General features: G+C 32.5%; 21 protein-coding genes and 2 tRNA genes. 13 read left to right on the forward strand and 10 right to left on the reverse strand.

Features of this window, described 5'->3' with window-relative positions; all coding sequences use genetic code 11:
* The first annotated feature begins 9 nt into the window (after positions 1-9).
* The 3 genes from ACJTDF_RS02790 (at position 10) to ACJTDF_RS02800 (ending at position 2,043) form a co-directional block, all read left to right on the forward strand.
* The gene (locus ACJTDF_RS02790) at positions 10-981 is read left to right on the forward strand and encodes a beta-ketoacyl-ACP synthase III (RefSeq protein ID WP_407966045.1); all 972 of its coding nucleotides are present in this window, start codon (positions 10-12) and stop codon (positions 979-981) included.
* 74 nt (positions 982-1,055) lie between these two features.
* Entirely contained in the window at positions 1,056-1,367 is a 312-nt protein-coding gene (locus ACJTDF_RS02795; RefSeq protein ID WP_078680200.1) for an integration host factor subunit alpha, read from the forward strand.
* Positions 1,368-1,539: 172 nt separating this feature from the next.
* Positions 1,540-2,043: a MerR family transcriptional regulator gene (locus ACJTDF_RS02800; protein ID WP_407966046.1), complete on the forward strand. Its 504-nt coding sequence runs from the start codon at positions 1,540-1,542 to the stop codon at positions 2,041-2,043.
* Between the two features lie 42 nt (positions 2,044-2,085).
* On the opposite strand, the gene thrS is transcribed toward ACJTDF_RS02800, so the two are convergent.
* The 3 genes from thrS to ACJTDF_RS02815 form a co-directional block, all read right to left on the reverse strand.
* Complete coding sequence (gene thrS, locus ACJTDF_RS02805; protein ID WP_407966047.1) at positions 2,086-4,050, reverse strand: threonine--tRNA ligase; 1,965 nt, start codon at positions 4,048-4,050, stop codon at positions 2,086-2,088.
* 131 nt (positions 4,051-4,181) lie between these two features.
* Positions 4,182-4,526 carry a membrane protein insertion efficiency factor YidD gene (yidD, locus tag ACJTDF_RS02810; RefSeq protein WP_407966048.1) on the reverse strand — a complete coding sequence of 115 codons (345 nt, stop codon included), beginning with the start codon at positions 4,524-4,526 and terminating at the stop codon, positions 4,182-4,184.
* Positions 4,519-4,956, reverse strand: a complete 438-nt coding sequence (locus ACJTDF_RS02815; RefSeq protein WP_407966049.1) for an iron-sulfur cluster assembly scaffold protein — start codon at positions 4,954-4,956, stop codon at positions 4,519-4,521. Before ACJTDF_RS02815 ends, yidD begins: the two co-directional genes overlap by 8 nt.
* 115 nt (positions 4,957-5,071) lie before the next feature.
* On the opposite strand from ACJTDF_RS02815, the gene folE reads away from it, so the two are divergent.
* From folE to ACJTDF_RS02835, 4 genes are all read left to right on the forward strand, one after another.
* Complete coding sequence (gene folE / locus ACJTDF_RS02820) at positions 5,072-5,686, forward strand: GTP cyclohydrolase I FolE (protein WP_407966050.1); 615 nt, start codon at positions 5,072-5,074, stop codon at positions 5,684-5,686.
* A 171-nt stretch (positions 5,687-5,857) separates the two neighbouring features.
* Positions 5,858-5,942 (forward strand) — tRNA-Leu (locus ACJTDF_RS02825).
* Between the two features lie 204 nt (positions 5,943-6,146).
* On the forward strand, positions 6,147-7,328 hold the full coding sequence (locus ACJTDF_RS02830; protein WP_407966051.1) for an alpha/beta hydrolase: 1,182 nt from the start codon (positions 6,147-6,149) through the stop codon (positions 7,326-7,328).
* A 140-nt stretch (positions 7,329-7,468) separates the two neighbouring features.
* Positions 7,469-7,960, forward strand: coding sequence for a hypothetical protein (locus ACJTDF_RS02835; protein ID WP_407966052.1), 492 nt, complete (start codon positions 7,469-7,471; stop codon positions 7,958-7,960).
* Between the two features lie 667 nt (positions 7,961-8,627).
* Here the strand turns inward: ACJTDF_RS02835 and ACJTDF_RS02840 are convergent.
* Positions 8,628-9,410, reverse strand: coding sequence for an N-acetylmuramoyl-L-alanine amidase (locus tag ACJTDF_RS02840; RefSeq protein WP_407966053.1), 783 nt, complete (start codon positions 9,408-9,410; stop codon positions 8,628-8,630).
* A 634-nt stretch (positions 9,411-10,044) separates the two neighbouring features.
* Positions 10,045-11,550, reverse strand: coding sequence for a glycerol-3-phosphate dehydrogenase (glpD, locus tag ACJTDF_RS02845; protein ID WP_407966054.1), 1,506 nt, complete (start codon positions 11,548-11,550; stop codon positions 10,045-10,047).
* Between the two features lie 267 nt (positions 11,551-11,817).
* Between glpD and ACJTDF_RS02850 the strand changes: the two genes are divergently transcribed.
* The 6 genes from ACJTDF_RS02850 (at position 11,818) to cobT (ending at position 18,896) form a co-directional block, all read left to right on the forward strand.
* Positions 11,818-12,687 carry a DsbA family protein gene (locus tag ACJTDF_RS02850; RefSeq protein ID WP_407966055.1) on the forward strand — a complete coding sequence of 290 codons (870 nt, stop codon included), beginning with the start codon at positions 11,818-11,820 and terminating at the stop codon, positions 12,685-12,687.
* Between the two features lie 218 nt (positions 12,688-12,905).
* Positions 12,906-13,388 carry an acetyl-CoA carboxylase biotin carboxyl carrier protein gene (accB, locus tag ACJTDF_RS02855; protein WP_407966056.1) on the forward strand — a complete coding sequence of 161 codons (483 nt, stop codon included), beginning with the start codon at positions 12,906-12,908 and terminating at the stop codon, positions 13,386-13,388.
* 15 nt (positions 13,389-13,403) lie between these two features.
* On the forward strand, positions 13,404-14,762 hold the full coding sequence (gene accC, locus ACJTDF_RS02860) for an acetyl-CoA carboxylase biotin carboxylase subunit (protein WP_407966057.1): 1,359 nt from the start codon (positions 13,404-13,406) through the stop codon (positions 14,760-14,762).
* 161 nt (positions 14,763-14,923) lie between these two features.
* A tRNA-Thr gene (locus tag ACJTDF_RS02865) sits at positions 14,924-14,999 on the forward strand.
* A 1,573-nt stretch (positions 15,000-16,572) separates the two neighbouring features.
* Positions 16,573-17,553 (forward strand): tRNA dihydrouridine(20/20a) synthase DusA, encoded by a 981-nt coding sequence (dusA, locus tag ACJTDF_RS02870; RefSeq protein ID WP_407966206.1) that lies wholly within the window; start codon positions 16,573-16,575, stop codon positions 17,551-17,553.
* 353 nt (positions 17,554-17,906) lie between these two features.
* Entirely contained in the window at positions 17,907-18,896 is a 990-nt protein-coding gene (gene cobT / locus ACJTDF_RS02875) for a nicotinate-nucleotide--dimethylbenzimidazole phosphoribosyltransferase (protein WP_407966058.1), read from the forward strand.
* Positions 18,897-19,558: 662 nt separating this feature from the next.
* On the opposite strand, the gene ACJTDF_RS02880 is transcribed toward cobT, so the two are convergent.
* From ACJTDF_RS02880 to rnr, 5 genes are all read right to left on the reverse strand, one after another.
* Positions 19,559-20,194: a uracil-DNA glycosylase family protein gene (locus ACJTDF_RS02880; protein WP_407966059.1), complete on the reverse strand. Its 636-nt coding sequence runs from the start codon at positions 20,192-20,194 to the stop codon at positions 19,559-19,561.
* Positions 20,195-20,242: 48 nt separating this feature from the next.
* A complete protein-coding gene (locus ACJTDF_RS02885) occupies positions 20,243-20,809 on the reverse strand; it encodes a thermonuclease family protein (protein ID WP_407966060.1) in 567 nt (188 codons plus the stop codon).
* A 468-nt stretch (positions 20,810-21,277) separates the two neighbouring features.
* Positions 21,278-21,445 (reverse strand): 50S ribosomal protein L33, encoded by a 168-nt coding sequence (gene rpmG / locus ACJTDF_RS02890; protein WP_005767215.1) that lies wholly within the window; start codon positions 21,443-21,445, stop codon positions 21,278-21,280.
* A gap of 102 nt (positions 21,446-21,547) precedes the next feature.
* Complete coding sequence (locus ACJTDF_RS02895) at positions 21,548-22,720, reverse strand: MFS transporter (RefSeq protein WP_407966061.1); 1,173 nt, start codon at positions 22,718-22,720, stop codon at positions 21,548-21,550.
* A gap of 570 nt (positions 22,721-23,290) precedes the next feature.
* Positions 23,291-25,561: a ribonuclease R gene (rnr, locus tag ACJTDF_RS02900; protein WP_407966062.1), complete on the reverse strand. Its 2,271-nt coding sequence runs from the start codon at positions 25,559-25,561 to the stop codon at positions 23,291-23,293.
* Between the last annotated feature and the right edge of the window lie 3 nt (positions 25,562-25,564).

Below are 25,564 nucleotides of genomic sequence, written 5' to 3' on the forward strand. Positions count from 1 at the left end.
TAAGGCGACATGATTCGATCAGTTATGTGTAGTGTAGGAAGTGCCTTACCAAAAAAAAGCTTATCGAATGATGAGATTACAAAGTTGGTTGAAACATCTGATTCGTGGATTGTTCAACGCACAGGAATTCGTCAACGTTATATTGCTGATAATAATGAAACTACTGTTTCTTTAGGAACAAAAGCTGCACAAGAAGCTCTAAAAAATTCTGGTATGACAGTGAAGGATATTGATTGTATTATTCTAGCAACTTCAACACCTAATCGTACTTTTCCGGCTTCTGCTGTTGAGATTCAGCATGCTTTAGGAATGAAACATGGCTTTGCTTTTGATGTTCAAGCTGTTTGTTCTGGTTTTATTTTTGCGTTGGTAACAGGAGATGCTTATTTACGTTGTGGAGTAGCAAAGAGGATTTTGGTGATTGGATCTGACACATTTTCTCGAATTTTAGATTGGAAAGATCGTACGACATGTGTTTTATTTGGCGATGGTTCAGGTGCAGCTATTTTAGAAGCACAAGAATTTGAAGGTACTTTTGCTGATTCTGGTATATTATCGGCCAAATTACGCTCTGACGGTGCTTATGCAGATAAGCTATATGTTGATGGTGGTCCTTCAACAACACAAACAACAGGTTATTTACGCATGGATGGACGAGAAGTTTTTAAACATGCAGTTAGTATGATAACTGATGTAGTTGATGATTGTTTTGCGGCAGTTGAGATGAAGCCTTCTCAATTAGATTGGTTTGTGCCTCATCAAGCTAATAAACGTATTATTGAAGCATCAGCTAGAAAGCTAGGGATTACGAAAGATCGGATTGTTATTACTATTGATCAGCATGGTAATACATCTGCGGCATCGGTACCGTTAGCTTTAGCGACTGCTATTCAAGATGGGAGAATTAAAAAAGGAGATCTTATTATGCTAGAGGCTATGGGTGGAGGTTTTACATGGGGAGCGATTCTCATCCGCTGGTAAGCTATAGCGGCTTGACCACATTTAAATAAAACGTATAAGTTTTTTGTAATTTTTAATATTTAAATAGGTGAATAATGACAAGTAAGACAGTAACACGTGCAGATTTGGCTGGCGCGGTTTGTAGAAAAGTGGGCTTGTCACACACTGAATCAGCCGATTTAGTTGAGTTAGTCTTGGGTGAAATATGCAATTCACTTGTCAAAGGTGAAATGGTTAAATTATCTTCTTTTGCAACTTTTCAAGTTCGTGATAAAAGTGAACGAGTTGGACGCAATCCAAAAACAGGTGTCGAAGCATCCATTCCACCACGGCGTGTGGTAACATTCAAGGCTGCAAATGTGCTTAAGAAAAGAATTTTAGATACGCATCGTGCGAAGAAAAAGTAATTTTATATTAAATAGACAATATTAAGATGTTTGTTCTTTTTTAAAGAGTCTTATATTTTAAGCAAAGAGTCTCTTACTAAAGAGATTTCATATTGTGATCAATCTCAATAAGAATATTAAATTGATCAGTAATTGTAAAACATTGATATAATTTTAGGTGAGGTCTTATAAAATGGATAAAAGCCCCGATGCTTTTCGCACAATTAGTGAAGTAGCTGATCTATTGGGGATCCCGCAGCATGTATTAAGATTCTGGGAAACACGGTTTAGTCAGATTAAACCACTGAAGCGTGGAGGCGGACGTCGTTATTATCGCCCTAATGATATCGATTTACTCAATGGTATAAAACAATTACTTTATGGACAAGGTTATACTATAAAAGGTGTACAACGTATTTTAAAAGAGAAGGGAACTCCTTTTATTGTTGCTCTTGGCAATGGTGATCTTGAAGCTATGAATATTTTAATAGAAAAAAAATGTGCAGAACAGGAATCTGAATCTGTGCCTACTAAGTCAAAAAAGATAGCATTTGGGCTTTTGGGGTTTATGAAGAATGAAGGAGAAGCACCTATTGGCGCTATAAATAATTATCGAGATAAAACTGATAAAGTATTGCTACAGGAAGTGCTATTTAATTTAATTGAGTGTAAACGTATTCTTGACAAAGCCCGATAATAATAATCTGTTATATAGTATTTTTATGATATCAGGAGTTAATTAAGAACGTAAATCTGGTGGTGTTGCTTCATCCAGCAATTGTTGAAACACTTTTTCTATAGGTAAAAAGGTTTGCTCTACACTTCCTAAGCGGCGCATATTGACGCTATTTGTTTCAGCTTCACGTTTACCACATACCAAAATTACAGGAATTTTTTGTAAAAAGTGTTCGCGTATTTTGTAGTTAATTTTCTCATTGCGGGCATCTAAAGTTGCTAAAAGACCAATAGCCTTGAGTTTTTCTGTTATTTTTTTTGCATACTCATTCGCATCGGATGTAATCGTTGCCACAACAATCTGTTGAGGAGCAAGCCAAAATGGTATATGGCCAGAAAAGTTCTCAATTAATATACCAAGAAAACGCTCCATTGATCCAAAAATAGCTCGGTGGATCATAACGGGTTGGCGTTTTTCTGAATCCTTATCAATATAAAATGCTCCAAAGCGCTCAGGTAAATTAAAGTCTACTTGTGTTGTTCCACATTGCCACTCGCGGCCAATAGCATCTGTCAGTGTATATTCAAATTTTGGTCCATAAAATGCACCTTCACCAGGAAGAATGCTTATTTTAACACGTCCTGAAAATTTTTTCTCAATAGTTTTAAGAACAGATGTCATGATACTTTCAGCATGGTCCCATAATTCATCTGAGCCAACACGTTTTTCTGGGCGTGTTGAGAGCTTAAGACTGATTTCTTTAAAACCAAAATCTGCGTAGGTTGATAAAATCAAATCATTGATACTAAGACATTCATCAGCTAATTGTTCTTCAGTACAAAAAATATGTGCATCATCTTGTGTGAAGCTACGTACCCGCATAAGTCCATGTAAAGAACCTGAAGGCTCATAACGATGAACAAGGCCAAATTCAGCTAGTCTAATGGGCAAATCACGATAGGATTTTAAACCGTGTTTAAAGATCTGTACATGGCCAGGGCAATTCATTGGTTTAAGAGCATAAATATGTTCATTATTCCAGTCATCAGCAGCTGGGATTGTTTTGAACATATTTTCTTTATACCATTCCCAGTGACCTGATATTTCCCAAAGTGACTTATCAAGAACTTGTGGCGCTTGAACTTCAGCATATTTATGATTGTCAAGGCGACGACGCATGTAACTGATCAAATTTTGGAACATTTTCCAACCTTTTGGGTGCCAAAAAATCATTCCTGGGCTTTCTTCTTGAAAATGAAATAAATCCATTTCTCGTCCTAAGCGGCGATGATCCCGTTTTTCCGCTTCTTCTAGCATATGAAGATAGGCTTTTAAGTCATTTTCATTAGTAAATGCTGTACCATAAATTCTTGTTAACATAGGATTATTGGAATCACCACGCCAATAAGCACCTGCAACTTTCATCAATTTAAATGCATTACCAATTTGACCAGTAGATTGCATATGTGGACCACGGCAAAGATCAAACCAGTCGCCTTGATAATAGACTTTCAAATCTTGATCATCAGGGATAGAATCAATAAGCTCAATTTTATAGAGTTCATTTTTTTCAGAAAAAATCTTCTTAGCTTTTTCACGAGACCAAACTTCTTTTCTGAAAGGTTTATTGCGTTGAATAATTTCATGCATTTTCTTTTCAATGGTAGTAAGATCATCTAATGTAAAAGGTTGTTTACGTGCAAAATCATAATAAAAACCGTTTTCAATAACTGGGCCGATTGTAACTTGTGTTTCAGGAAAAAGCTCTTGTACTGCTTCAGCTAAAACATGTGCGCAATCATGGCGTATCAATTCAAGTGCACGTGGATCATCGCGAGTGATGATTTCTACTTGTCCAGATTGTTCTAATGGATCTGAAAGGTCTTTAAGAGCTCCATCAAGACTATAAGCAACTGCTTTTTTTGCAAGTGACTTAGAAATAGATTCAGCTAATTCTAAACCTGTTGTTTCGCTTGGATAATCGCGCTTTGAGCCATCAGGAAAAGAAAGAAAAATAGAGCAAGACATAAAGAACCCTTTTAATCCAATTCTGCTAACGATTGCAGATGGTTTCGTGAACATTTAGCAATAATCAATAAAAGCCAATAGGCTAATTTCTTATCAACCCTTTTTATGCATAACGCATTAAAAAAGAAAGACTATTTATTACGTTTGATAGAAATTTTCCAGTAGTGCCAAGGTTTATAGGAATTTTCAATAGAGGTTGGTACTGGATCGAAGCCATTTGTTCCAAACGGACAACAACGTATAAGACGAAAAAATCCCAGCCATGCGCCTGCCCATAGACCATGGCGTGCAATTGCTTCGTAGGCATATTCTGAACAAGTTGGTCTGTGACGACAATGCATGCCTATAAAGCTAGACAGAGTTATTTGATAGAAACGTATTAGCCCGATACCAAGTAATCGTCCAGGTGTTTTCTGCCAAGGTCCTGTGTAGTTTCTTGTGTATGTTTTATTTGTTTTTATTTGTTGTTTAGCCATTCATTTTATCTTCAATTTGTTTAATACAATCTATAACTGCATCAAAAGTAAGCATTATCGATGCATGGCGTGTTTGATAGTCTTTAATAGGTTTTAAACAAGCAAATGCTTCAAATGGAGCTGAAGGGGGAGGGCCATTCTTTGTTAGCATATGCTGAATAATTTTATGTAGTATTTTAAGGTCTTGCGTTTTTTGACCAATGATATGACATGCAAGAATAGAAGATGAAGCTTGCCCAAGTACACATGCGCATATCTCATGAGCAAAATCTATGATAGTGCTATTTTCTACTTTTAGGTCTACGGTAACAGTTGATCCACAAAAGCGTGCACACTTTTTTGATGTTGCATCTGGATTGTTAAGACGACCGATTTTGCTTATATGCGCAGCATGTTCAAGTATTTTATTGCTATAGATATTGTCAATCATAAGCTATTATCTGATTTTTGAGAGTTATTGCTGTTTAAGCTTTTAATTCATGTATATAAAGATTATATAAAAAATAATAAATATCTTACTGCATAATTAAGTTGGAGTTTTTTTAATGTGTGATATCATGAAAGGAGGAGCAACTAATCTATTTCTCTCTGAGCAAAAAAAGCCTAGTATGGAAGAAGTGGAGGCGGCGATTCATACATTATTATTCTGGATAGGAGAAGATCCAAACCGAGAAGGGCTATTAAATACTCCAAGTCGTGTTGCTAAAGCATATCGTGAGCTTTTTGCTGGTTATAACGAATCAGTTAAAGAAATTTTGGATACAGTTTTTGAGGAAGTTTCAGGATATAATGAGCCAATTATATTGAAGAATATTTCTTTTTATTCACATTGTGAACATCATATGCTTCCGATTATTGGTAGAGCTCATATTGCTTATCTCCCTGATAAAAAAGTTGTTGGACTTTCAAAAATTGCACGTGTTGTAGATGTTTTTTCTCGTCGTTTACAAACACAAGAAAACATGACAGCTCAAATAGTTGATGCTTTAAAGACACATCTAAAGCCTCGTGGTATTGCTGTAATGATTGAGGCTGAGCATATGTGTATGGGTATGAGAGGGATACGAAAGCAAGATGCTACGACTATTACAACAGGCTTTCATGGATATTATCAAAGTAATCAAATGGCACAAGATAGTTTTATGTCATTAATACGCTAATTATGGTAATCTGTAAAATGTGCACTTTAAGGATTTATATTATTAAAGGATTTATATTATTAAATGTGAAGTAGCGTGAAATAAAATAAATTATGAGAATATAAAAATAAACTTGTACCCTATTGTATGATTTGTTAAATGCGGAGATAATGTATTTTGCTTATACCGTGTGCGGTCGTGGCGGAATTGGTAGACGCGCAGCGTTGAGGTCGCTGTGGGGCAACTCGTGGAAGTTCGAGTCTTCTCGACCGCACCATTTATATTTTTTGTGATTGATGTGTAAAGTGCAGATAAAAGCTGTAATAGTGAGCATTAAGATGCAAATTTTGTACATTTTTATTTCTAATGTCTTATATAATTAATTGCTTTGTTGCAGGTTATTAGAAACTGTATCTTGTGCTATTATTATAGGTAGGAAATATGAGTTCTTGTTTATCTGATAAGATTAGGTAGTATTGCAGTGAAAAATGTATTACTGTTAAAGCATTTAGTACTTTTTATTTGTGTTATTTTTTTGGTTGCGTGTGGTGGGTCGCGTGCTGTACTTTGGCATGGAATACATGCAACACCTTCTATGGTTGCTACACAGCGAAAAGTTGAAAAACAAATTCTTCCAAAAGCTGTTATTCCAGTTTACGTTGCTACAAGTCGTATGATGCAGGATAATTATTCTCAACCTTATGGAGCAGAACGATCAAATAAAGTGTATTACAATCGTGTTGATATAGGAATTCCTCAACAACATGTGAAAGGTATGGTTGAGACAAATGCTTATAAGCCTAGTCATGATAAATATTTTGCAGCAGTTGCTTTGCAAAAATATGATAATAAAGAACAGTTTAAACAGCAATTAAATATTGCGTTAGCAAAAAAAACAAAAGGAAAAAAAGAAATTTTTCTTTTTATTCATGGCTACAATAACAATTTTGCAGATGGTACATTCCGTACAGCTCAGTTTGCTTACGATTATTCTTTGAATGTTGTTAATGTACATTATTCATGGCCTTCGGCTGGTGCAATACCTCTTTATATTTATGATCGTGATAGCGCCAATTTTGCACGTGATGGACTGATAGAGCTTCTGATGACTATCAGTGAAACAGATGCTGATAAGGTTTCAATTATTGCACACTCTATGGGTAATTTCGTTACGATGGAAGCGTTTAGAACTTTAGCATTACAAGGAAAATACAAGCTAATTCATCGTATTACGAGTTTTTTAATGGCAGCGCCTGATATTGACTTTGATGTATTTGAGCGTCAACTTAATGATATTAAAATATTACCTCAACCAACAGCTATTTTGGTATCTCGTAAGGACAAAGCTCTTGCTATTTCAGGGCGCCTTACAGGTGGACATCCTCGTGTAGGAGATGGTTCAAATATTGAAATATTACGGAAGAACGGAATAGCTATTCTTGATTTATCTAATATTGATGGTGGTGCGCATAATGTATTTGCATCTTCACCAACATTAATGGCTCTATCTCGAGAAGGATCTTTAGCTTCAACAATTATGCAAGGTACGGAATTGTCACCTCGTGAGGCCATTCTTGCTGATGGTCACAATATTTTAAAGAGAACAGCAGATTTTATTCTTTATGCGCCTATACATCTCTTATCTCCATTAACTAATTATTAAATATAAAAAATCAAATATAATAATTTAATATCAGTAAATTAGAAAAGAGATTTTTTTAGCACTTTTTTTAGAATGATTCTATAGGATTTAAAATGAATAGTGGAATAAATGTATACAACTAATCACTAGGTAGATTTATAATGGTTCAACAAAAATACTATACTAAGACACTTACATTAGTTGATTATTTATCTTATTCTGCAGTTAGACTATTAAATATTTATGCTATGCTTTTGAAAATAAAAAAAGCTAATATAAATGGAGCGCCGGATTTATTGCATAAAATTGATTCTACTAAACAGCAATTAGATGAAATAAGTTATGCTCTTGTTTTAGAATACCGCAAACGTCAAGAAAGCGAGCATTTTTTTAAACAAATTTTAATATCAATTTCCGATCAAATTTTTTCACTTAATAATAGTTTTAAAGAAACTAGTCGCCTTTTATTCCAAGAAATACGAACGATTCAATCACAAATTCAGTATTTTTATGAAGGTGAAGAGAAACAACATTCATTAACTAATAATCAGGAAACGTCTTATTCTTCATCTAAAATTGATGATATTATTCAACAATTACAAAAGGCACGGCAGAATCTTGCTTTTGAGAATCCACATCTCTTTGAAAAATAATACTGCAGTTCAAAATAAAAACTAAAATGTATGATAATTTGGTGCTTTATAAATAGTTTTATAAATGGATTAAATTAGATAATGCCACTAAGGAAAGGCACATGGATTTCTTGTGCTTATTATTAAATAATTTGATAGGGAAGAAAAAAGATTTCATTAAACAAAAATGAGAAGCAGGAGTTGATATTGTTGAAAAAATAATTCTATAAGAGAAATTTAATAAAAAATATTATTACCTTTATTATGTTTAAAGATATTTTTATTTGATTCTTTAATTATAAAAATTTGAGAAAAAATTTATTAAATCTTACATGAAATCATTAATACTGCAAAAATTCTAATTTAACTTGATCGTGAAATCTAACTAAAGTTTATGTATTAACTATTTCATAGATTTAAAAACTAAAAATATATTCGTTTTTCCCCTTTTTAAAAAATTTATTCTAAGGTTAAATGAAATTCTTTATGCTTATCAAAGATAAAAGGATTAGCAAAAGCTCTTCACTTTTCCTTTTATCTATTCTAAATTATAAACTATAAGCAATATAGATAGCTGTAATACTCAAAAAAATATAAACTACTTAGCCTTTAGTTAGTGAAACTAGCAATTCTATGAAGAAAAAAATCTTCTATAGTAATCTCGCATATTTTAATTAAATAAGTTAAATTATTTTGATGGGAAATATTTTTCTACCAATGCATAAATAATTGCTGCGGTTTCAGTATCCAAAATTCCATCATAATTTTTTTGACGAAAATGAAGCTGAAACGCCATAATCAAATTTTTATACCCACTTTCAGTATTTGCAGTTGAAGTATCATATCCATACTTTTTCAGTTTAGCTATGACTTCTGTTTTTGCTTTTACAAATAATGAAGGATCTTTAGCAAATTCTTTTTGATAATCATTTTTTTGTGCTACATCATACCATGCTCCTATACCTGAATCATAAAGTTCTTTCCACGGAAAAGCGGCACCTGGATCCATTTTTCTTCCAGGAGCAATATCACTATGGCCAACAACATTAGTTGGTGAAATATCTGGATAACGTTGAAGAATGTTAAATGAAAGTTCTTTAATTGCATCAATTTGCTTTGGATGAAAAGGTGGAAATGTAAATTTTCCGTTATCATCGGTTGCTAGATTGACTGTTTCAATTCCAATAGCTGTATCATTTAGATTGTTACGTCCAGCCCATGAACTAACACCAGCATGCCATGAACGCTCATTTTCATCGACCAGATTAAAAATGCGCACATCTTTAAAACCTGCATCCGTGTACGTCTGTTCTGAAGGATCAGGAACAAGATAATGGGCACTGACTGAAGGTCCTGTAAGAGTTGTAACAGATGATTTAAAGTTGGCTGCAGTGTAATGCATTACTAGAAAACGAACTCGACGATTAAAGCCCTTTACAGTACGATAGCTATTATAATCAATTTTATACATAATAAATCCCCTTTTATTTAATCTTTAAATTATATTATAATAATTATTAAAAAACTTATTAAATAAATTTAATATTTTTATTATTACAATAATATATTTATATTTATAATTTATAATATTTTGAATATAAATATTTTTTTATTACTTTTTGGATATTATATACATTTAAAATTCAGATAATTATATAGTTCATATGCATGTTAATATTTAGCAATTTCTGTTATTCTCTTAAGATATATGTATTTTAAATTAGGAAGAGATCAAAAACTGAGGATGATTATGGCGCTGATATGATTTGTATTTGATTTGAGAATTATTCTTTGTAAGTGAATAGATTGCTCATTTTAAGATTCTTGCTGATTAGAGATATTTGATGTAATAGTGGAAATAGCCTTAAGCGCTCAGACTTATTTGTTAACTAATATAAGACATTAATGGTGATTAACATATAATTATGAACTGGCTTACTTAGATTAAATATTTCTTGTACATTGCTTTATAATATTTAATTTATATAAAAAAGTATAATTAATTATTATTAAGTATTTTTGATATATATATTATTATTATAATTTTTTATAAACTAATAAAAATTCAGATATCAAATTTTGTATAATTTAAAGAGAGATATGTTTTATCCATTTTCTTTTTCACTTTTTATATAGTTAGCAAGAGCGTCAGTTTCTTGTTTAGTAAAAAAAAGGCCAAGTTTTGAACGGCGCCATAATATATCTTCACATGTTTTTGCCCATTCTTTTTCCATTAACCATTTCACTTCTATTTCATAAAGCCCATGTCCAAAATATTTTCCTTTATCCACATTCCCATTCGCAAATATTATAAATGTCTCTAAGCCATAGGAACGAGCAAGCCTACGGCAAGTAAAAGCATCTAAATCTGGAAGTAAGACAGAAATTCTCTTTTCAATCAGATCTAATCTATTATATGGAAAATCACCTCCAGGGAGTACAGAATTCATTGTCCATGGTCCTTTCTTAGAACCAAGCGCTTTTTCAATAAATTTCATTACATCTTCAGCTAATACGCGATAAGTCGTTATTTTTCCACCATACAGATTAAGAATTTTGGGTGTATTTTCTCCTCCTATTTCTTTTAGGACATAATCACGTGTTATTTCTTGAGCTATTGAGGTACCATCATCATAAAGAGGACGAACACCCGAATAGCTCCATATAATGTTATCACGCAATATCGGTTGCGTGAAATATTCATTCGCTACTGCACAAATATAATCGATTTCTTCATCACTAATAGATACATCAGTAGGATTACCTTGATAATCACAATCTGTCGTTCCGATTAATGTGAATTCTTCCTGATATGGAATAGCGAAAATAACACGATTATCGCTATTTTGTAAAATATAAGCGCGATTATGCGTGTCAAGTTTTGGAACCAAAATATGGGATCCTTTAACAAGCCGTATAGGTGGAAGTTCTATAGAATTTAAAACATTCTCTAAAACATGATTAATCCAAGGGCCAACCATATTTGCAACATAAGAAGCTGTAACGCAATATTTTTTATCACTTAATTTATCATGAAGAGTAATAAGCCATTTGTTCTCTTCTATTGTTAAGGATAGAACTTCTGTTCGTACTTTTATATCAGCCCCCCATTTTTTTGCATCTCGTGCATTAGCAATGACCAAGCGAGCATCATCTACTATTGCATCAGAATATTCAAAACCCTTATGATATTTTTTTTTAAGAGAGGTACAAAAATTTTTTGAAAAATCAATCATTTTGGTACGCTGAAATATTTGATTCCAACCACCAAGATAATCATAAATAAAAAGCCCTAAACGTAATATCCAAGAAGACCGTAATTTTTTATGATAAGGTAGGATAAAGCGTAAAGGATGTACAATGTGTGGAGCCATACGCCAAATAATTTCGCGTTCTTTCAATGCTTTACGAACTAATTTGAATTCATAGTGTTCAAGATAACGAAGACCACCATGAATAAGCTTTGTTGATGCACTCGATGTACCTGATGCAAGATCATTCATTTCAGCTAATCCAACACTAAACCCACGACCAGCTGCATCTCTGGCTACCCCGCATCCATTTATTCCGCCACCAATAATAAATAGATCATAATGCGTGGTGGCTTTCATTGTCTTTTCTTTCATATTAAGTTGACTTTACAGGAGTTAATGGTGTCAATATTTGAGTGATTAAGATAAGTGTTTTATATCAAATATTGGCATATTTCTTTTAATAAAAAAATATGCATGAAAATATTCTATATATTAGATAATAAAAAACAGGCTATCTTCATAATTTGCTAAATTATATATTATAATTTAAATGGTTTGTTGCATAAATATGATACTTGATCATATAAGTTTATAAACACTTAAGCCAAATAAAAAGACAGATAAATGATCGATCGAGCGCAATATTTTAAATTACCATTTATGAATTTTTTTTTAATAACAATCGTATTGAGTGTTTTTACGTACTCATTTTTATCATATGCGCAAACAAAAGAACAAATATCAAATCATCTGACTATAGAAAATCTTAAAATACAACTTCTGGAAGATCCTGCTTTTTTATCGAAGCTTAGTGAGAAAAGCACAAAAAACATCAATGATGATTATATTCGACAGATTATAAGAGACTATCTACTTAATAATCCGGAGATTATGATTGAAATGCAACTTATCCTTCAAGAAAAATTTGAGCAGCATCGTCAACAGGAAGTGCAAAAACAAGCTGAAATTATTAAGTTATTAGAAAAGGAAATTTTTCAATCTCCTTATGATGCGGTTTTAGGAAATCCAAATGGCAAAATAGTGCTTGTTGAATTTTTTGATTACAATTGTAGGTATTGTAAACGTTCCTATTCAGATTTAATAAGCCTAACACAAGAATACTCAGATCTACGAATAGTTATCAAAGATTTACCAATTTTAGGGCCTGATTCCATAGAAACACATATTATTGCTTATGTTTTTAGAAAACTCTTTCCAGAGAAATATTTTCAGTTTCATAAAAAACTTTTAATGAGCCAAGGTCGTGCAAATGAAGCTAAGGCTATAAAAATAGCAGTTTCTTTAGGAGCAAATGAAAAAGAACTACGTAATGCAATGCAAAACTCAAACTTACAGAAATTCTTTCAAGAGAATATTCAAATTGCTTCTGCCTTGAATATCACTGGTACTCCCGCTTATATTATTGGAGATAAAATATTTATTGGAGCTGTGGAAAAAAATATTTTGCAAGCAGCAATAGAAAATGCACAATAAACTTTTCTTTTCTCAATTAGATTGTTGAGAAATACATCAATATATTGATTCTTTGATTTTTTTGTTAACAGATTTATAAATGTGGATTTGTATCGCAGATTAATTTAATTACAATGTGCACATAATAATTAGGGGAAGTTTCATTAAAATTTAAAAGATATTTAGTCATAAGGATAGTAAGGACTAGCAATTTTATCGGTCAAGGAGTTAGGAATAAAATGGCAACAAAAAAAACAGATATTAACCAATATACTGGGATTGATACAGCAATTATCCGCGACCTTGCTGAAATTTTGAATGATACAAATTTGACCAATATTGAAATTGAAAAAGATGGGTTTCGAATTTGTGTAGCGCGCCAAAACACATCTTCTTCTGAGCAAACAGTTTATGCACCTATTTCTGGCTCTACAGTAGTTTCTTCTTCATTTGCAACAACTGAAGATTCTACAAAACAAGAGAAATCAAAAAATGAAGTACTATCTCCAATGGTTGGTACAGCATATCTTGCTCCTGCACCAGGTACACAACCTTTTGTAAAAGTAGGGCAAAATGTTTCTAAAGGTCAAACCTTACTGATTATTGAAGCAATGAAAACTATGAATCAAATTTCATCGCCGCATGCAGGTACTGTTACTGCTATTTTAGTTAAAGATGGTCAACCAGTTGAATTTGACGAACCACTTATTATAGTTGAATAAAGCGGAGGGATAGCTATGATTCAAAAAATCCTCATTGCTAATCGAGGAGAAATTGCTCTTCGCATTCTGCGAGCGTGTAAAGAACTTGGAATTAAAACCGTAGCTATTCATTCAACTGCTGATGCTGATGCTATGCATGTTCGACTTGCTGATGAAAGTGTATGTATTGGTCCTCCACAGTCTCGCGATTCTTATTTAAATATTTATCAAATTATTTCGGCCTGTGAAATTACAGGAGCGGACGCTGTTCATCCAGGTTATGGATTTCTCTCTGAAAATGCAAAGTTTGCAGATGTATTGGAAGCTCATAATATTACATTTATCGGTCCAACAGCAGCGCATATTCGTATTATGGGTGATAAAATAGAAGCTAAAAAAACTGCTAAGAACCTTGGTATCCCGGTCGTACCAGGCTCTAATGAGGCTATAGTTGAAGAAAAAGAAGCTCTACGCATTGCTAATGAAATTGGCTATCCAGTTATTATTAAAGCTTCTGCAGGCGGTGGTGGGCGCGGTATGAAAGTTGTTCATTCTGAACAAAAACTTTTAACAGCTCTCAAAACAGCACGTTCAGAAGCTAACGCTGCTTTTAATGATGATTCAGTTTATATTGAAAAATATCTAGAAAAACCACGTCATATTGAAATTCAGGTCATAGGTGATGGAGCTGGTAATGCTATACACTTAGGAGAACGTGATTGTTCACTTCAACGGCGCCACCAAAAAGTATGGGAAGAAGCGAATTCACCTGTACTTAATGAAACTGAGCGGAAAAAAATTGGTAATATTGTTGCAAATGCCTGTGCGAAGCTCCGATATCGTGGAGCGGGTACCATTGAATTTCTTTACGAAAATGGTGAATTCTATTTTATTGAGATGAATACCCGTTTACAAGTTGAGCATCCTGTAACTGAAGCAATTACAGGTATAGATTTGGTTCATGAACAAATTCATATTGCATCTGGTTTAGGGCTTTCAGTTACCCAAAAAGATGTCCATTTTTCTGGTCATGCCATTGAATGCCGTATTAATGCTGAAGACCCCATTAATTTTATACCATCTCCAGGACTTATTACCCATTTTCATACACCTGGGGGATTAGGAGTTCGTGTTGATTCAGGTGCTTATTCAGGTTATCGTATTCCTCCCTATTACGATAGCTTAATCGGAAAACTGATTGTTCATGGTCGTACACGTTTGGAATGTATGATGCGTTTACGGCGTGCTTTAAGTGAGTTTGTGGTTGATGGTATTAAAACTACATTACCTTTATTTTGTGATCTTATTGACAATCAAGATATTGCTAATGGTAATTATGATATACATTGGTTAGAAAAATATCTTTCTGATAAATTAGTCTCTTCCGAATTATAAATAGTAAGCTTATATATAAAATTTGTTTATCAATACAAATATATTAATCAATAAAACATCCAAATAATTTGGCTTAGGTATATATATTTTATAACATATAAACCACACTCATCATTTTTTATTTGCCTTTTTGTGAGTTTATGCTATTTCCAATATAGCATGCCCTTATAGCTCAGTTGGTAGAGCACCTGATTTGTAATCAGGGGGTCGGGAGTTCGAGTCTCTCTGGGGGCACCATTTTGATCTTTAACATATTGAAATATATAGATTTTCTTTTAATTTCTATTTTTAGGGCCATTTTTAGGCTATCCTTTGCGATCGATACGGTTTTACTTAATTTGTTCTTATTTGCTCTATATTTTTCTTTGGAGTGAATGCTAGGATTTCTTTTTCCATTTCATCATTCTATCTAACCTATATGGTCCTGGAAATACCCTTTGCAGAACCTAATTATGAAGCATTGTTTTGGGTACATTAAAAGGTCGTGCATACTCACGTGTCGTTATATATCTATCATTTATTATCAAATATTATTTCATTACCCGCACCTGTTCTATTTTTAGGTTATGTAAATGGAGCGAAGCTTAGGAAACATTTGCATAATGTTAAGAGAATTTGATTAAATTTTTTTCATATTTTGTCTGTTTTTTCTAAAAATACTTCGATATTTTTATTGATACGTTCAGTTTATTTATCATAACGTTAAATGAGATAAATTTTGATACCTAAAGTGATAATTGATAAGTGAAGTATAAGCTTAAAGCTCAAAAAAAATTACACTATTTCCATACTCTAAGTATCATTTAAAGATTGGATTTGAAAAGTATATTTAGATTTAGTTTTGCTATTTATTTATAAAAAAGTATAGATGAATTACTAGCTTGGGTATTTGATTTCTATTAATTTATGATCTTTGATAAGATTACCTAGAGATGTTCTGAAATGAGAAGGATATCAAAAAAATAAAATGTGTGAATTCATTGCTCAAGAGATTTTTCAGATAGCTGAAAATTGATTTTCCATGGAAAACTATTCAAGCTTTGGAGTTTCTGGTTTTCTTTTTCAAAAAGTGTATGGTAAAGTTGCATTGAATTAATTTTGCAGCTTTAACGGTAATTTGAATAACACTGTAAGCTTTAATTCTTTATGCCAGTGTTAACAGTAGTTTACTTTGGTAGCTAATTAGTTAGAATTCTCATTCATACTAATTTTCTATTACCTTATTAGAGATATTTAAAGTATTTCAGTCTTTTCATCAGCATAATGACGGTTTTTATTTTTGTATTTTACGGTTTTTCCTATTGTGCTAGGAAGCACATGCACAAGTGGTATTGGTATGGTTATGCTCTTTATATAAATACAATTATATCACGTTATTAGATATATCAAGTTATAGATGTTTTAAAAAAAGTTAGATTAATTATATTAAAATAGTATTCTCAATTTTTACTTACAAAATCTTATAAATTAGAGGTATTTTTAATATTATATATTTCATAAAATATTTTGAGTCATAATATTAATTTTACTATTTAAGCTATATTATCTGATTAATTAGAAAAAATAGAAATACTAATGTATACAGATTCAAAAATTATTTTAGAAAAAAAGGCAGATAATCAAATAAACAGTTGTATTTTTTTGTTAATTATTAGAAAGAATTTAGATAATTAAAAGATTTGTAAATATAGAATGCATTTTTATTTTCTCAAAAATGAGAGAGAATAAAATATCTATATGAGGAGATAGGACGAGGCAGTTATTTGTTTGCTGAATAGGATAATAATAGAAATATATGAATAATACTCCTATAACATTTTATCATTCTCCACCATTGGTAAAATTTGCTGTGGCGCCAATGTTAGGTTGGACAGATCGGCATTGCAGATTTTTTTATCGTCTTTTGACGAAAAAGGCGCTACTTTATACTGAAATGTTCGTAGCTGATACTGTGATTCATGGCATCCGTAAAAAATTATTGGCTTTCAGTGATGAAGAACATCCAATTGCATTACAATTAGGAGGATCAGACCCAAAAAAATTAGCAGAAGCTGCACGTATTGCCGAAGACTTTGGTTATGACGAAATTAACTTAAATGTTGGTTGTCCATCAGATCGTGTTCAAGCAGGTATATTTGGTGCTTGTTTAATGTTGCATCCTGATGTTGTAGCGCAGGCTGTAGAAGCGATGAAACGAACTGTTACTATAGCTGTGACTGTTAAATGCCGTATTGGTGTAGATGATCAGGATGAAGAATTGGCTTTAGACTTTTTAGCTGATCGTGTATGGAATGCAGGCTGTGATGCGCTATGGGTACATGCGCGTAAAGCGTGGTTAAAAGGATTAAGTCCAAAAGAAAACCGTGATATTCCACCACTTAATTATAAAAGGGTTTATAATTTAAAGCGTAAATATGAAAAAAATTTTATTGGATTAAATGGTGGGATAAAATCAATTAGTGAAATAAAAGAGCACTTAAGATCATGTGATGCCGCTATGGTTGGACGACAAGTTTATCATAATCCCATTTGGCTGTGCCTTATTGATTCTGAAATATATGGTGAACCGCAGAATAATCTTAGTGATTATGATCTTATTAATGCTATGTGTGAGTATACTGCCAAACATATAGCTTCAGGAGGGCGTCTTTCTCACATTACACGTCATATGCTTGGTTTATTTCAAGGACGTGATGGTGTGCGACGATGGCGGCAAATATTATCACATAATGCAACAAAGACGGATGCCAATGTACATATTTTAAAAGAAGCTTTTGCCGCTATCAGTTAAGATAATTTGATAAAAATTTTAATATTGTATAATAAATTGTAATTTATGAGTAATTATTAAAAAATTGTAGTAATTCCAGGAAGAGATAAAATAAATATCTTAATTAATTAGAGTTAAGCTCTGTTAAAAATTTAAAAAGATATGAAAGTTTGCTGAAATAATTATATACAGCAAGATATCAGTTTAATATGTTCCCTTTAAAGAGATTTTCAATATTCGCTCTCTTATCATCCTAAATACTTATTAAGCGGTGCATCTTACATTTGTAGCATGAAAAAAAACAATAAATTATTTATATCTTATCTATAAAAGAAAATTCTAATTATATATTGTAGATTCGAAAAGGTATTTTCATGATTGCTAGGCCATTTGATGATTTTCGTGCTTTGTTAATAAATTTACCTGTTGCTGATGAATTTACAATGACTCTAGCAAAAAAACGGCATGCACAATTATTGAAAACAAAAGGCGCACTAGGAAAATTGGAAGATATTGCAGTGTGGTATGCGGGATGGAGGGGCGAAGAAAAACCAATTATAATGAAGCCTCTAGTTGCTGTTTTTTCTGGAAATCATGGGGTTACTGATGAGGGTATTACGCCGTTTCCGCAATCTATGACACAACAGATGGTACAAAATTTTACAACAGGTTGTGCTGCTATCAATCAGATTTGTGTAGCTTATGATCTTGGATTGAAAATATATGATTTGGCATTAGAATATCCAACAATGAATATTACAAAAGACGCTGCAATGGATGAGCGTAGTGCAGCCGCAACAATGGCATTTGGAATGGAAGCAATTGCCGGAGGAACAGATCTCTTGTGTATTGGGGAAATGGGAATTGGCAATACGACTATAGCTTCAGCTTTATGTCTTGCTTTATTTGGTGGAGAAGCTGAGGAATGGGTAGGATCTGGTATGGGGGCTGTCGGAGAATTTTATCAGCGCAAGGTCATGGCTGTAAAAACAGCAATCTCTTTACACAAGAATTATTTTAATGATCCTTTTGAAATTATGCGCCGCTTAGGAGGGCGTGAGATTGCTGCTATGGTAGGAGCTATTTTAGCTGCAAGAATGGAAAAAATTCCAGTTATTTTAGATGGATTTGTAGCAACAGCAGCAGCAGCAGTGCTGTATAAAATGAATCCAAGCTCTCTTGATCATACACTCGTTGGGCATGTTTCTTCTGAAGCAGCTCATCGTAAACTTTTAGAAAAAATTGGGAAAAAACCACTTTTGGATTTAGAAATGTGTCTTGGTGAAGGAACAGGTGCAGCTATAGCAGCTGGTGTTGTTAAAGCAGCCGTCTTAGTTCACGCGCAAATGGGAATGTCTGAGTAGAAAAATTTAATATTAAAAAGTGAAAGTATGATCATAAATATTAAAAAAACTTTATCCAACTATAAAATTTAAGCTTCCTAAAATCATTCATTTTTTCGCATCAAGAGGTATTTTGATCGTGTAATTTTAAAAGATGGATATCTCATATTATCGCTCTTTCATTTTAATTAGCTGGTTTCACATTTTTTATTGGTATTTTTCAGTTGAAAAAAGCATATCACGAATGAATTACAAATTTTCATAATATCTAAATTTAGAACGTGTAAGTTGGAATCTTTAGTGATTACTAATCATTACAGTATATTCTAGGTATATTGGCTTTACTAGTGGCTTCTAATGCAACCAGATATTATCTTATAGGTTATAAATTTAAAATCTTCTTTTAGTGAATTTATATTTAAAATTAGATGTTATTTCAATTAGTTATAATAATAGCATTTTAACTAAGTAGAGTTTTTATTAACAATTTCAGTGGGATATTGAGTGCTACAACACATCAGATAAAGATTGCTGCTGTTATGCATAGTGGTTCAATCTTATAGTAAAAACTATCGTGATTAATCCATTATATTTGACATTGATAATCTCTTATATTGTTCACGTGGCACTATAAACTTTGTTAAAGTCAGCTAGTTTGATAAAAAATTGATATAATACCAAATTCATAAGAATTGACGTACTAAACAGCGGAGATATACAATAAGCTCATCATTAAACCATGGGTGTTTTTTTAACCAAAAAGTATTTCGCCATGACGGATGGGGTAAAGGCATAACATTATATCCTCGGGGTTGACGTATGGATAAGATATTTTTCCAATCACTGACGGTTTCCGAGACAGTTTTATGTTGTAGGTTTGTGATATGCCATTTGTGTGCATAACTTCCAATAGCAAGAACAAGTTTTATTTGTGGCATAGCTTGAAATACTTTTTCATGCCATATTTCTCTACATTCACTTCTTGGTGGCAAATCGGATTTATTCTGGTCATAGCCAGGAAAACAAAATCCCATAGGAACAATAGCAAATAGGGATCTATTGTAAAATTCATCACTGGTTACGCCCAGCCAATTACGTAATTTTACGCCAGAACGATCATTAAAAGGGATAAAACTTTCATGCACACGCAATCCCGGTGCTTGGCCTGCAATTGCAATAGACGCAGTATTCGATAAATAGACAATAGGTCTTGGTTCATGGGGAAGGGGAGGAAGATAATGCGGATGTTTGATACAAACACGACAAGAATGAATATCTTTTTCTAATTTGATAATATGATTACATTGTTGTTTGTTCATGATAAATGAGAAATTAGAAAGATATTTTTATGGAGTAAAGAAATTACTTTATTTTTTTATGCGAGGATGAGCTTTACGCCATTCTTGCGGTTTTTGAAAAGTTGACTGCCATATTCCTTTTTTTTCTTTTTTGGCTTTTTGTTCTTCTTTACGGTAGTTATAAAAACTGATAGCCCAACCATTACGTACCATTGCTGCATTAATATTATTAATTTTTTTGGTTCCACATATAGCAATAATACGATGATATTTGTCTTTTTTAGACCAATAACATGTAACAGATTGGTGAGCTATCAGTTCTTCTAATTCTTTTTTGGCTTGGAAGCCACATGCATAGCGTTTTTTTTGTATGCCGCAAAATTGATTAAGCTCAGGAGCATCGATTCCTGCAAGTCGAATTACGACATTAGAAATCTTGATTGAATCACCATCAATGACCAATGCGTTACCTTTTAGAGATTTTTGTGAAATAGAAATTATGTTGGGGGGAGATGCCGCAATACATTTCGAATAAATTGTTCCATTGATAAGAACAATAATTATTATAATGATACTGAAGATAATAAGTTTTTTGCTAAAACTATTCGGATTAGAAGGAGAGTTATTTATTGTCATGAGCTAGAAATTATAACAATACGTTTATAGTATGAGCTAGGATAAGACATTGGTAATTTGTACTAACTTTTTCATTTTAAAAAGGATTTGTTATGCTTTATCTATATATTTTAAGTTAGCACTTACACTAATGATCATAAGGTAATATAATTATTTATGAGCACTTAGGTTTGTATCAATAAAGATTGTTTAATATAATTTTGATAAAATGCACTTAGTAATATATCGCTCTTTATTATCAGTGTGAGCAATGAGTTACTTTGCAAAAAATAAATGTCAAAATTTCAGCTAGAAAAGCTAGACACTTATCTTAAAAGAATGCAATTACACTTGCTCTCCCTTTTTATTAAGGGCTAACAACAAAAGAGCTTTTATAAAAAAGCTTTAAATTATAAAAACATTACAACACACTCTGTGTTTCTATTTATAATAGCATTCTCAATTTAAATAATTTAAACAAAAGACTAATTATTTAATTTTTGTTTCTTTAAACTCAACATGCTTTTTAACAATTGGATCATATTTACGTTTACTCATTTTATCTGTCATTGTGCGGCTATTTTTCTTTGTTACATAGAAAAAGCCCGTATCTGCAGTTGACAAAAGCTTAATCTTAATGGTTGCTGCCTTAGCCATAATAAGAGTCCTATTATAGTAAAATAATACTATTTCGCTATCAAAATTTATTTTTGATGCAATTACATTTTACATATGACACTACGGATGTTCTACAAAAAGTCAAGAGTTGTTTAATTTTCTCATTAATTGGATAAGCACTAAAATAATATATAAGCTAAAAAAACAGGCAATTGCCAAAGAAAAACCAAATGGTTTTAAAATATCCATTGTTTGACCAATAATAGCTGGTCCAATCAATATACCAATTCCATAGCAAAAAATAAAAGCAGAATTAGCTGCAGCAAGCTCTTGTCCTTTAAGGCATTCACCAAGTTGTGCAAGTCCAATTGTATAAAGACCTGCAGGTATACCACCAAGAAAAAAAAGATCAATCATCAAAATCAGTTTATGCTCTGCTATCTGTGGTATAATAAGGGTTCCAATCAATCCTAAAATAGCGCAACCCATAAGGGAATAGCGTTTATCTTTTAAATAATCACTTATGAGGCTGATAGGTATTAAAAGTAGGATATTACCAAGAGCAAGAATTTCCATAAAATGTATGGTTTCATTTTTATTATATCCAATTGATAAGCTAAAAGGTGTTATAAGTGTTAGCGTTCCCATTTGTATAGCACCATAAATAAGTGCTGCCATTGTTGAGGTGGGGACACGTAAAATATGTGAAAAAAATGCTATATTTTCCTTACTCTGAAATTTGGGGCTTAATTTCCAGGCAGAAAGAAGGGGTATGATAGCAATTATAATAAGAAGGCAGCCGCTACCAAAGGGTGTAAAGTCTTGTGTTCCTATTTTTTCCAGAAGCATTGGGCCTAAAATAAATCCCAGACCTAAAGTAATGGCATAGATAGAAATTACTAAACTGCGTCTGTGAGGTGGAGATGCATTATTAATCCAAAACTCTGATAGAATAAATATAATTGTCATGGCGAAATGCAGTGTAAATCGCAAAATAAACCACATCCATATCGATTCAAAGAAATAGAATCCTAAAAAACTCAGAGAACCAATAACCATCATAAGTAATATCGATTCGACAACACCGAAATATAAGGCGATTTGAGCAGTTAGAGCAGCGGCAATAATTGTGGCAATTCCACCGATGCCTCCACTATAACCGATGATACTATTTGAAAATCCTTTTTCAGTCATTAGCAACGAAATAAGTTGTGTTCCCATTCCTAATGCTATACCGACAGCACCAATGGTAGTAATCGAGGCAATAATTGCACGCAAAGAGCTATTTGGAAAGTTGAAGGTTTTGTTTATCATGAGGGAAGTTTAATTATAAATTATTTAGATCATATGATTAGTAATAAATTTAGTTGAAAATAGAAAAAGAAAATTGCAATTAAAAAAAATAGCATTCACAGCATAGCACATAGTTTGTGCGATAATTGTGTAGATTTTTAGATGACAAAAGGTAGAAAAGTTAGACAAGTCTATATGTTGCATATTCTTTAATATATTTGATATAAAAGCCTTTTTGACCTTTTCTGAATCAAAAAAGAATCATATCAAGCTATTATACATAGCTAAAAAAACAGTATGCATCAAATAATAATAATACAATGACTAATAATACAATGACAAGAGGTTTTTAAATAATCTCTTACTTTTAAAATATTAGCTATATAGCGCTTCTTACATTTTAAAAAAGATTTTGAAATAAAGATTTTTCTTAAATCACTGTTCGTGTAGTAATGAGCTTAAAACACCTTTATATTGATGTCATCAACAATCAATTGGGTTTTTAAAATTAAATATTGTTATGGGTTTATTATAGCTTTCAATCTTTGTATGTCGAAATATAATTTTAATTTTTGAATGCTTTATTGAGTGTTATCTTCTTTTATCAAAAATATAATTGCGTTTTTTCGCTATAGATTTATTTTTGTGATAGGAGATAGGTGAGAAAGTTATCAGGCGAGGTTTTGTTAACATTTCAAAACATAAAGCACCAGCAAAAGGTTGTACTTCTAAAATCTTTACTTCGACTGCATCTCCAAGTTGATAACATTTATGGCTACGTTTTCCTATAAGGGCATGCTGTACTTCGTCAAAATAGTAATAATCACTTTTAAGTGTAGAAAGAGGCACAAAACCATCTGCGTTTAATTTATCAAGTGCGATAAAGAGACCTGCTTTTGTAACTCCTGAAATACGGGCTGCAAATGAATTTCCGATTTTATTAGCTAAATAATGGGCGACAAGCCGATCAACAGTTTCTCGTTCTGCTATCATTGCACGACGTTCGTATAAAGAAATCTGATTGGCGATTTTTGCAAGATTTTGCTCTTGTTCATCTGTGAGTGCATCATTACCTAGTTGCAGAGCTTTTATAAGTGCTCGATGAATAATTAAATCAGCGTAACGGCGAATTGGTGAAGTAAAATGTGTATAGTTAGGTAGATTTAAACCAAAGTGGCCTATATTTTCAAGATTATATTCGGCTTGAGATTGCGAGCGTAAAATAATCTGATTTACTAATTCCTGTTGTTGTGTATTCATAACTTTTATAAGGATATTATTAAGCTGTGCTGATGTAAGTTCAGCTCCTCGAGCAAGTGATATTCCGAGACTTTGAAGAAAGTTCTGGAGCATTTCCTGTTTTGCAAGAGATGGCTTATCATGAATACGATAGATGAGAGGTTGGTGATATTCTTTTAATGTTTCAGCAGCTGCAACATTAGCTTGTATCATGAACTCTTCAATTAAATGATGTGCTTCTAGGTGAGATAAAACCACAACATCTTTAATATATCCATTTTGATCAAGAATAATCTTTTTTTCTGGTATTTCTAATTCTAATGGTTGTCGACGATTGCGTGCAATTTTAAGGCAGGAATATGCATCCCATAATGGTTGTAAAATGTTTTCAAGCAAGGGAGCTGTTTTTTTATTCGTATTTCCTTCAATTGCACATTGTACTTCTTGATAGGATAATTTGGCTGCTGTACGCATTACAATACGATGGAAACTATGTTTACGTTTATTTCCATTCGCATCAAAAATCATACGAACAGCTAGTGCGGGTCTATCTTTTCCTTCATGCAATGAACATCGATCATTAGAAATACGTTCTGGGAGCATTGGTACAACACGATCAGGAAAATAAACAGAGTTTCCTCGTTTTAAAGCTTCCTGGTCTAGAATACTTCCTGTTTTTATGTAGCAAGAAACATCTGCAATTGCGACAACGATAATCCAGCCTCCGCTATTGGTAGGGCTTTCATCTTTTATTGCATAAACTGCGTCATCATGGTCTTTTGCATCTGGAGGATCAATTGTAACAAATGATAATTGTCGCCAATCTTCGCGATTAATTGTATTATCAGGTTCTACATTTTCGGCTTGCTCAAGGACATCTGAAGGAAAAATATAAGGAATTTCTTTCGATATAAGGGCAATCATTGAAAGATCTTTTTCATTATCAATGTGTCCTAAAATATTTCTTACTTTTGCTTGCTTGAAGCTGTAGTTAGTACTGTCTTTAATTTCAACTTCGATCAGATCACCAGCTTTTATATCTATGTTCGTAGCCATATCAATAATAAGTTCATTATTTTTACGTTCTATGGGATCAAGCTGCCATCCGCCATTTTCTAATTTTCTCGCTATACCAAGCATGTTTCTTTTTTTCTTATCAATCTTGCGGATGATTCGTCCTGTATAGGGGGAATTTTGCAAAACTGTTTTTCGAAAAATTTTTATAAGAACGTGATCCCCAATACCAATGCTTACTCCTTTTATGTGATGAGAAGAAGAGACCCGAATATTAGGCTTTGGATCATTGGGCCATTCAAGAGGTTCTGCAATAAAATTACCGTCTTTATCAAGAGCACTAACTTTGGCCAAAGTAATCGATGGTAATGCCTTTTTGATGATTAAATTTTTACGTTTTTGTGGTATTGCATAATTATCTTTTAAGTCACGCAATATATCTTTTAACCACATATGAGAAGCACTGCTCAAGTTAAAAGCTTTAGCAACTTTTTGTTTACTCGATTGGCTAGGATTATTAGTGATAAAGGATAGAATTTCTGATTTACTAGGTAGCTGCTTAATATTAGATGATTGAAAATATTTTATTTTTTTCTCACTTTTAGCCAAAAT

Origin of the sequence: Bartonella bennetti, assembly GCF_045945445.1 — a bacterium.
Taxonomy (GTDB): Bacteria; Pseudomonadota; Alphaproteobacteria; order Rhizobiales; family Rhizobiaceae; genus Bartonella.

Excerpts from the sequence above, each read along its gene's own strand:
- ACJTDF_RS02790 (WP_407966045.1), top strand. The coding sequence starts at position 10 with ATGATTCGATCAGTTATGTGTAGTGTAGGAAGTGCCTTACCAAAAAAA.
- ACJTDF_RS02795 (WP_078680200.1), top strand. The coding sequence starts at position 1,056 with ATGACAAGTAAGACAGTAACACGTGCAGATTTGGCTGGCGCGGTTTGT.
- ACJTDF_RS02800 (WP_407966046.1), top strand. The coding sequence starts at position 1,540 with ATGGATAAAAGCCCCGATGCTTTTCGCACAATTAGTGAAGTAGCTGAT.
- thrS (WP_407966047.1), bottom strand. The coding sequence starts at position 4,050 with ATGTCTTGCTCTATTTTTCTTTCTTTTCCTGATGGCTCAAAGCGCGAT.
- yidD (WP_407966048.1), bottom strand. The coding sequence starts at position 4,526 with ATGGCTAAACAACAAATAAAAACAAATAAAACATACACAAGAAACTAC.
- ACJTDF_RS02815 (WP_407966049.1), bottom strand. The coding sequence starts at position 4,956 with ATGATTGACAATATCTATAGCAATAAAATACTTGAACATGCTGCGCAT.
- folE (WP_407966050.1), top strand. The coding sequence starts at position 5,072 with ATGTGTGATATCATGAAAGGAGGAGCAACTAATCTATTTCTCTCTGAG.
- ACJTDF_RS02835 (WP_407966052.1), top strand. The coding sequence starts at position 7,469 with ATGGTTCAACAAAAATACTATACTAAGACACTTACATTAGTTGATTAT.
- ACJTDF_RS02840 (WP_407966053.1), bottom strand. The coding sequence starts at position 9,410 with ATGTATAAAATTGATTATAATAGCTATCGTACTGTAAAGGGCTTTAAT.
- glpD (WP_407966054.1), bottom strand. The coding sequence starts at position 11,550 with ATGAAAGCCACCACGCATTATGATCTATTTATTATTGGTGGCGGAATA.
- ACJTDF_RS02850 (WP_407966055.1), top strand. The coding sequence starts at position 11,818 with ATGATCGATCGAGCGCAATATTTTAAATTACCATTTATGAATTTTTTT.
- accB (WP_407966056.1), top strand. The coding sequence starts at position 12,906 with ATGGCAACAAAAAAAACAGATATTAACCAATATACTGGGATTGATACA.
- accC (WP_407966057.1), top strand. The coding sequence starts at position 13,404 with ATGATTCAAAAAATCCTCATTGCTAATCGAGGAGAAATTGCTCTTCGC.
- cobT (WP_407966058.1), top strand. The coding sequence starts at position 17,907 with ATGATTGCTAGGCCATTTGATGATTTTCGTGCTTTGTTAATAAATTTA.
- ACJTDF_RS02880 (WP_407966059.1), bottom strand. The coding sequence starts at position 20,194 with ATGAACAAACAACAATGTAATCATATTATCAAATTAGAAAAAGATATT.
- ACJTDF_RS02885 (WP_407966060.1), bottom strand. The coding sequence starts at position 20,809 with ATGACAATAAATAACTCTCCTTCTAATCCGAATAGTTTTAGCAAAAAA.
- rpmG (WP_005767215.1), bottom strand. The coding sequence starts at position 21,445 with ATGGCTAAGGCAGCAACCATTAAGATTAAGCTTTTGTCAACTGCAGAT.
- ACJTDF_RS02895 (WP_407966061.1), bottom strand. The coding sequence starts at position 22,720 with ATGATAAACAAAACCTTCAACTTTCCAAATAGCTCTTTGCGTGCAATT.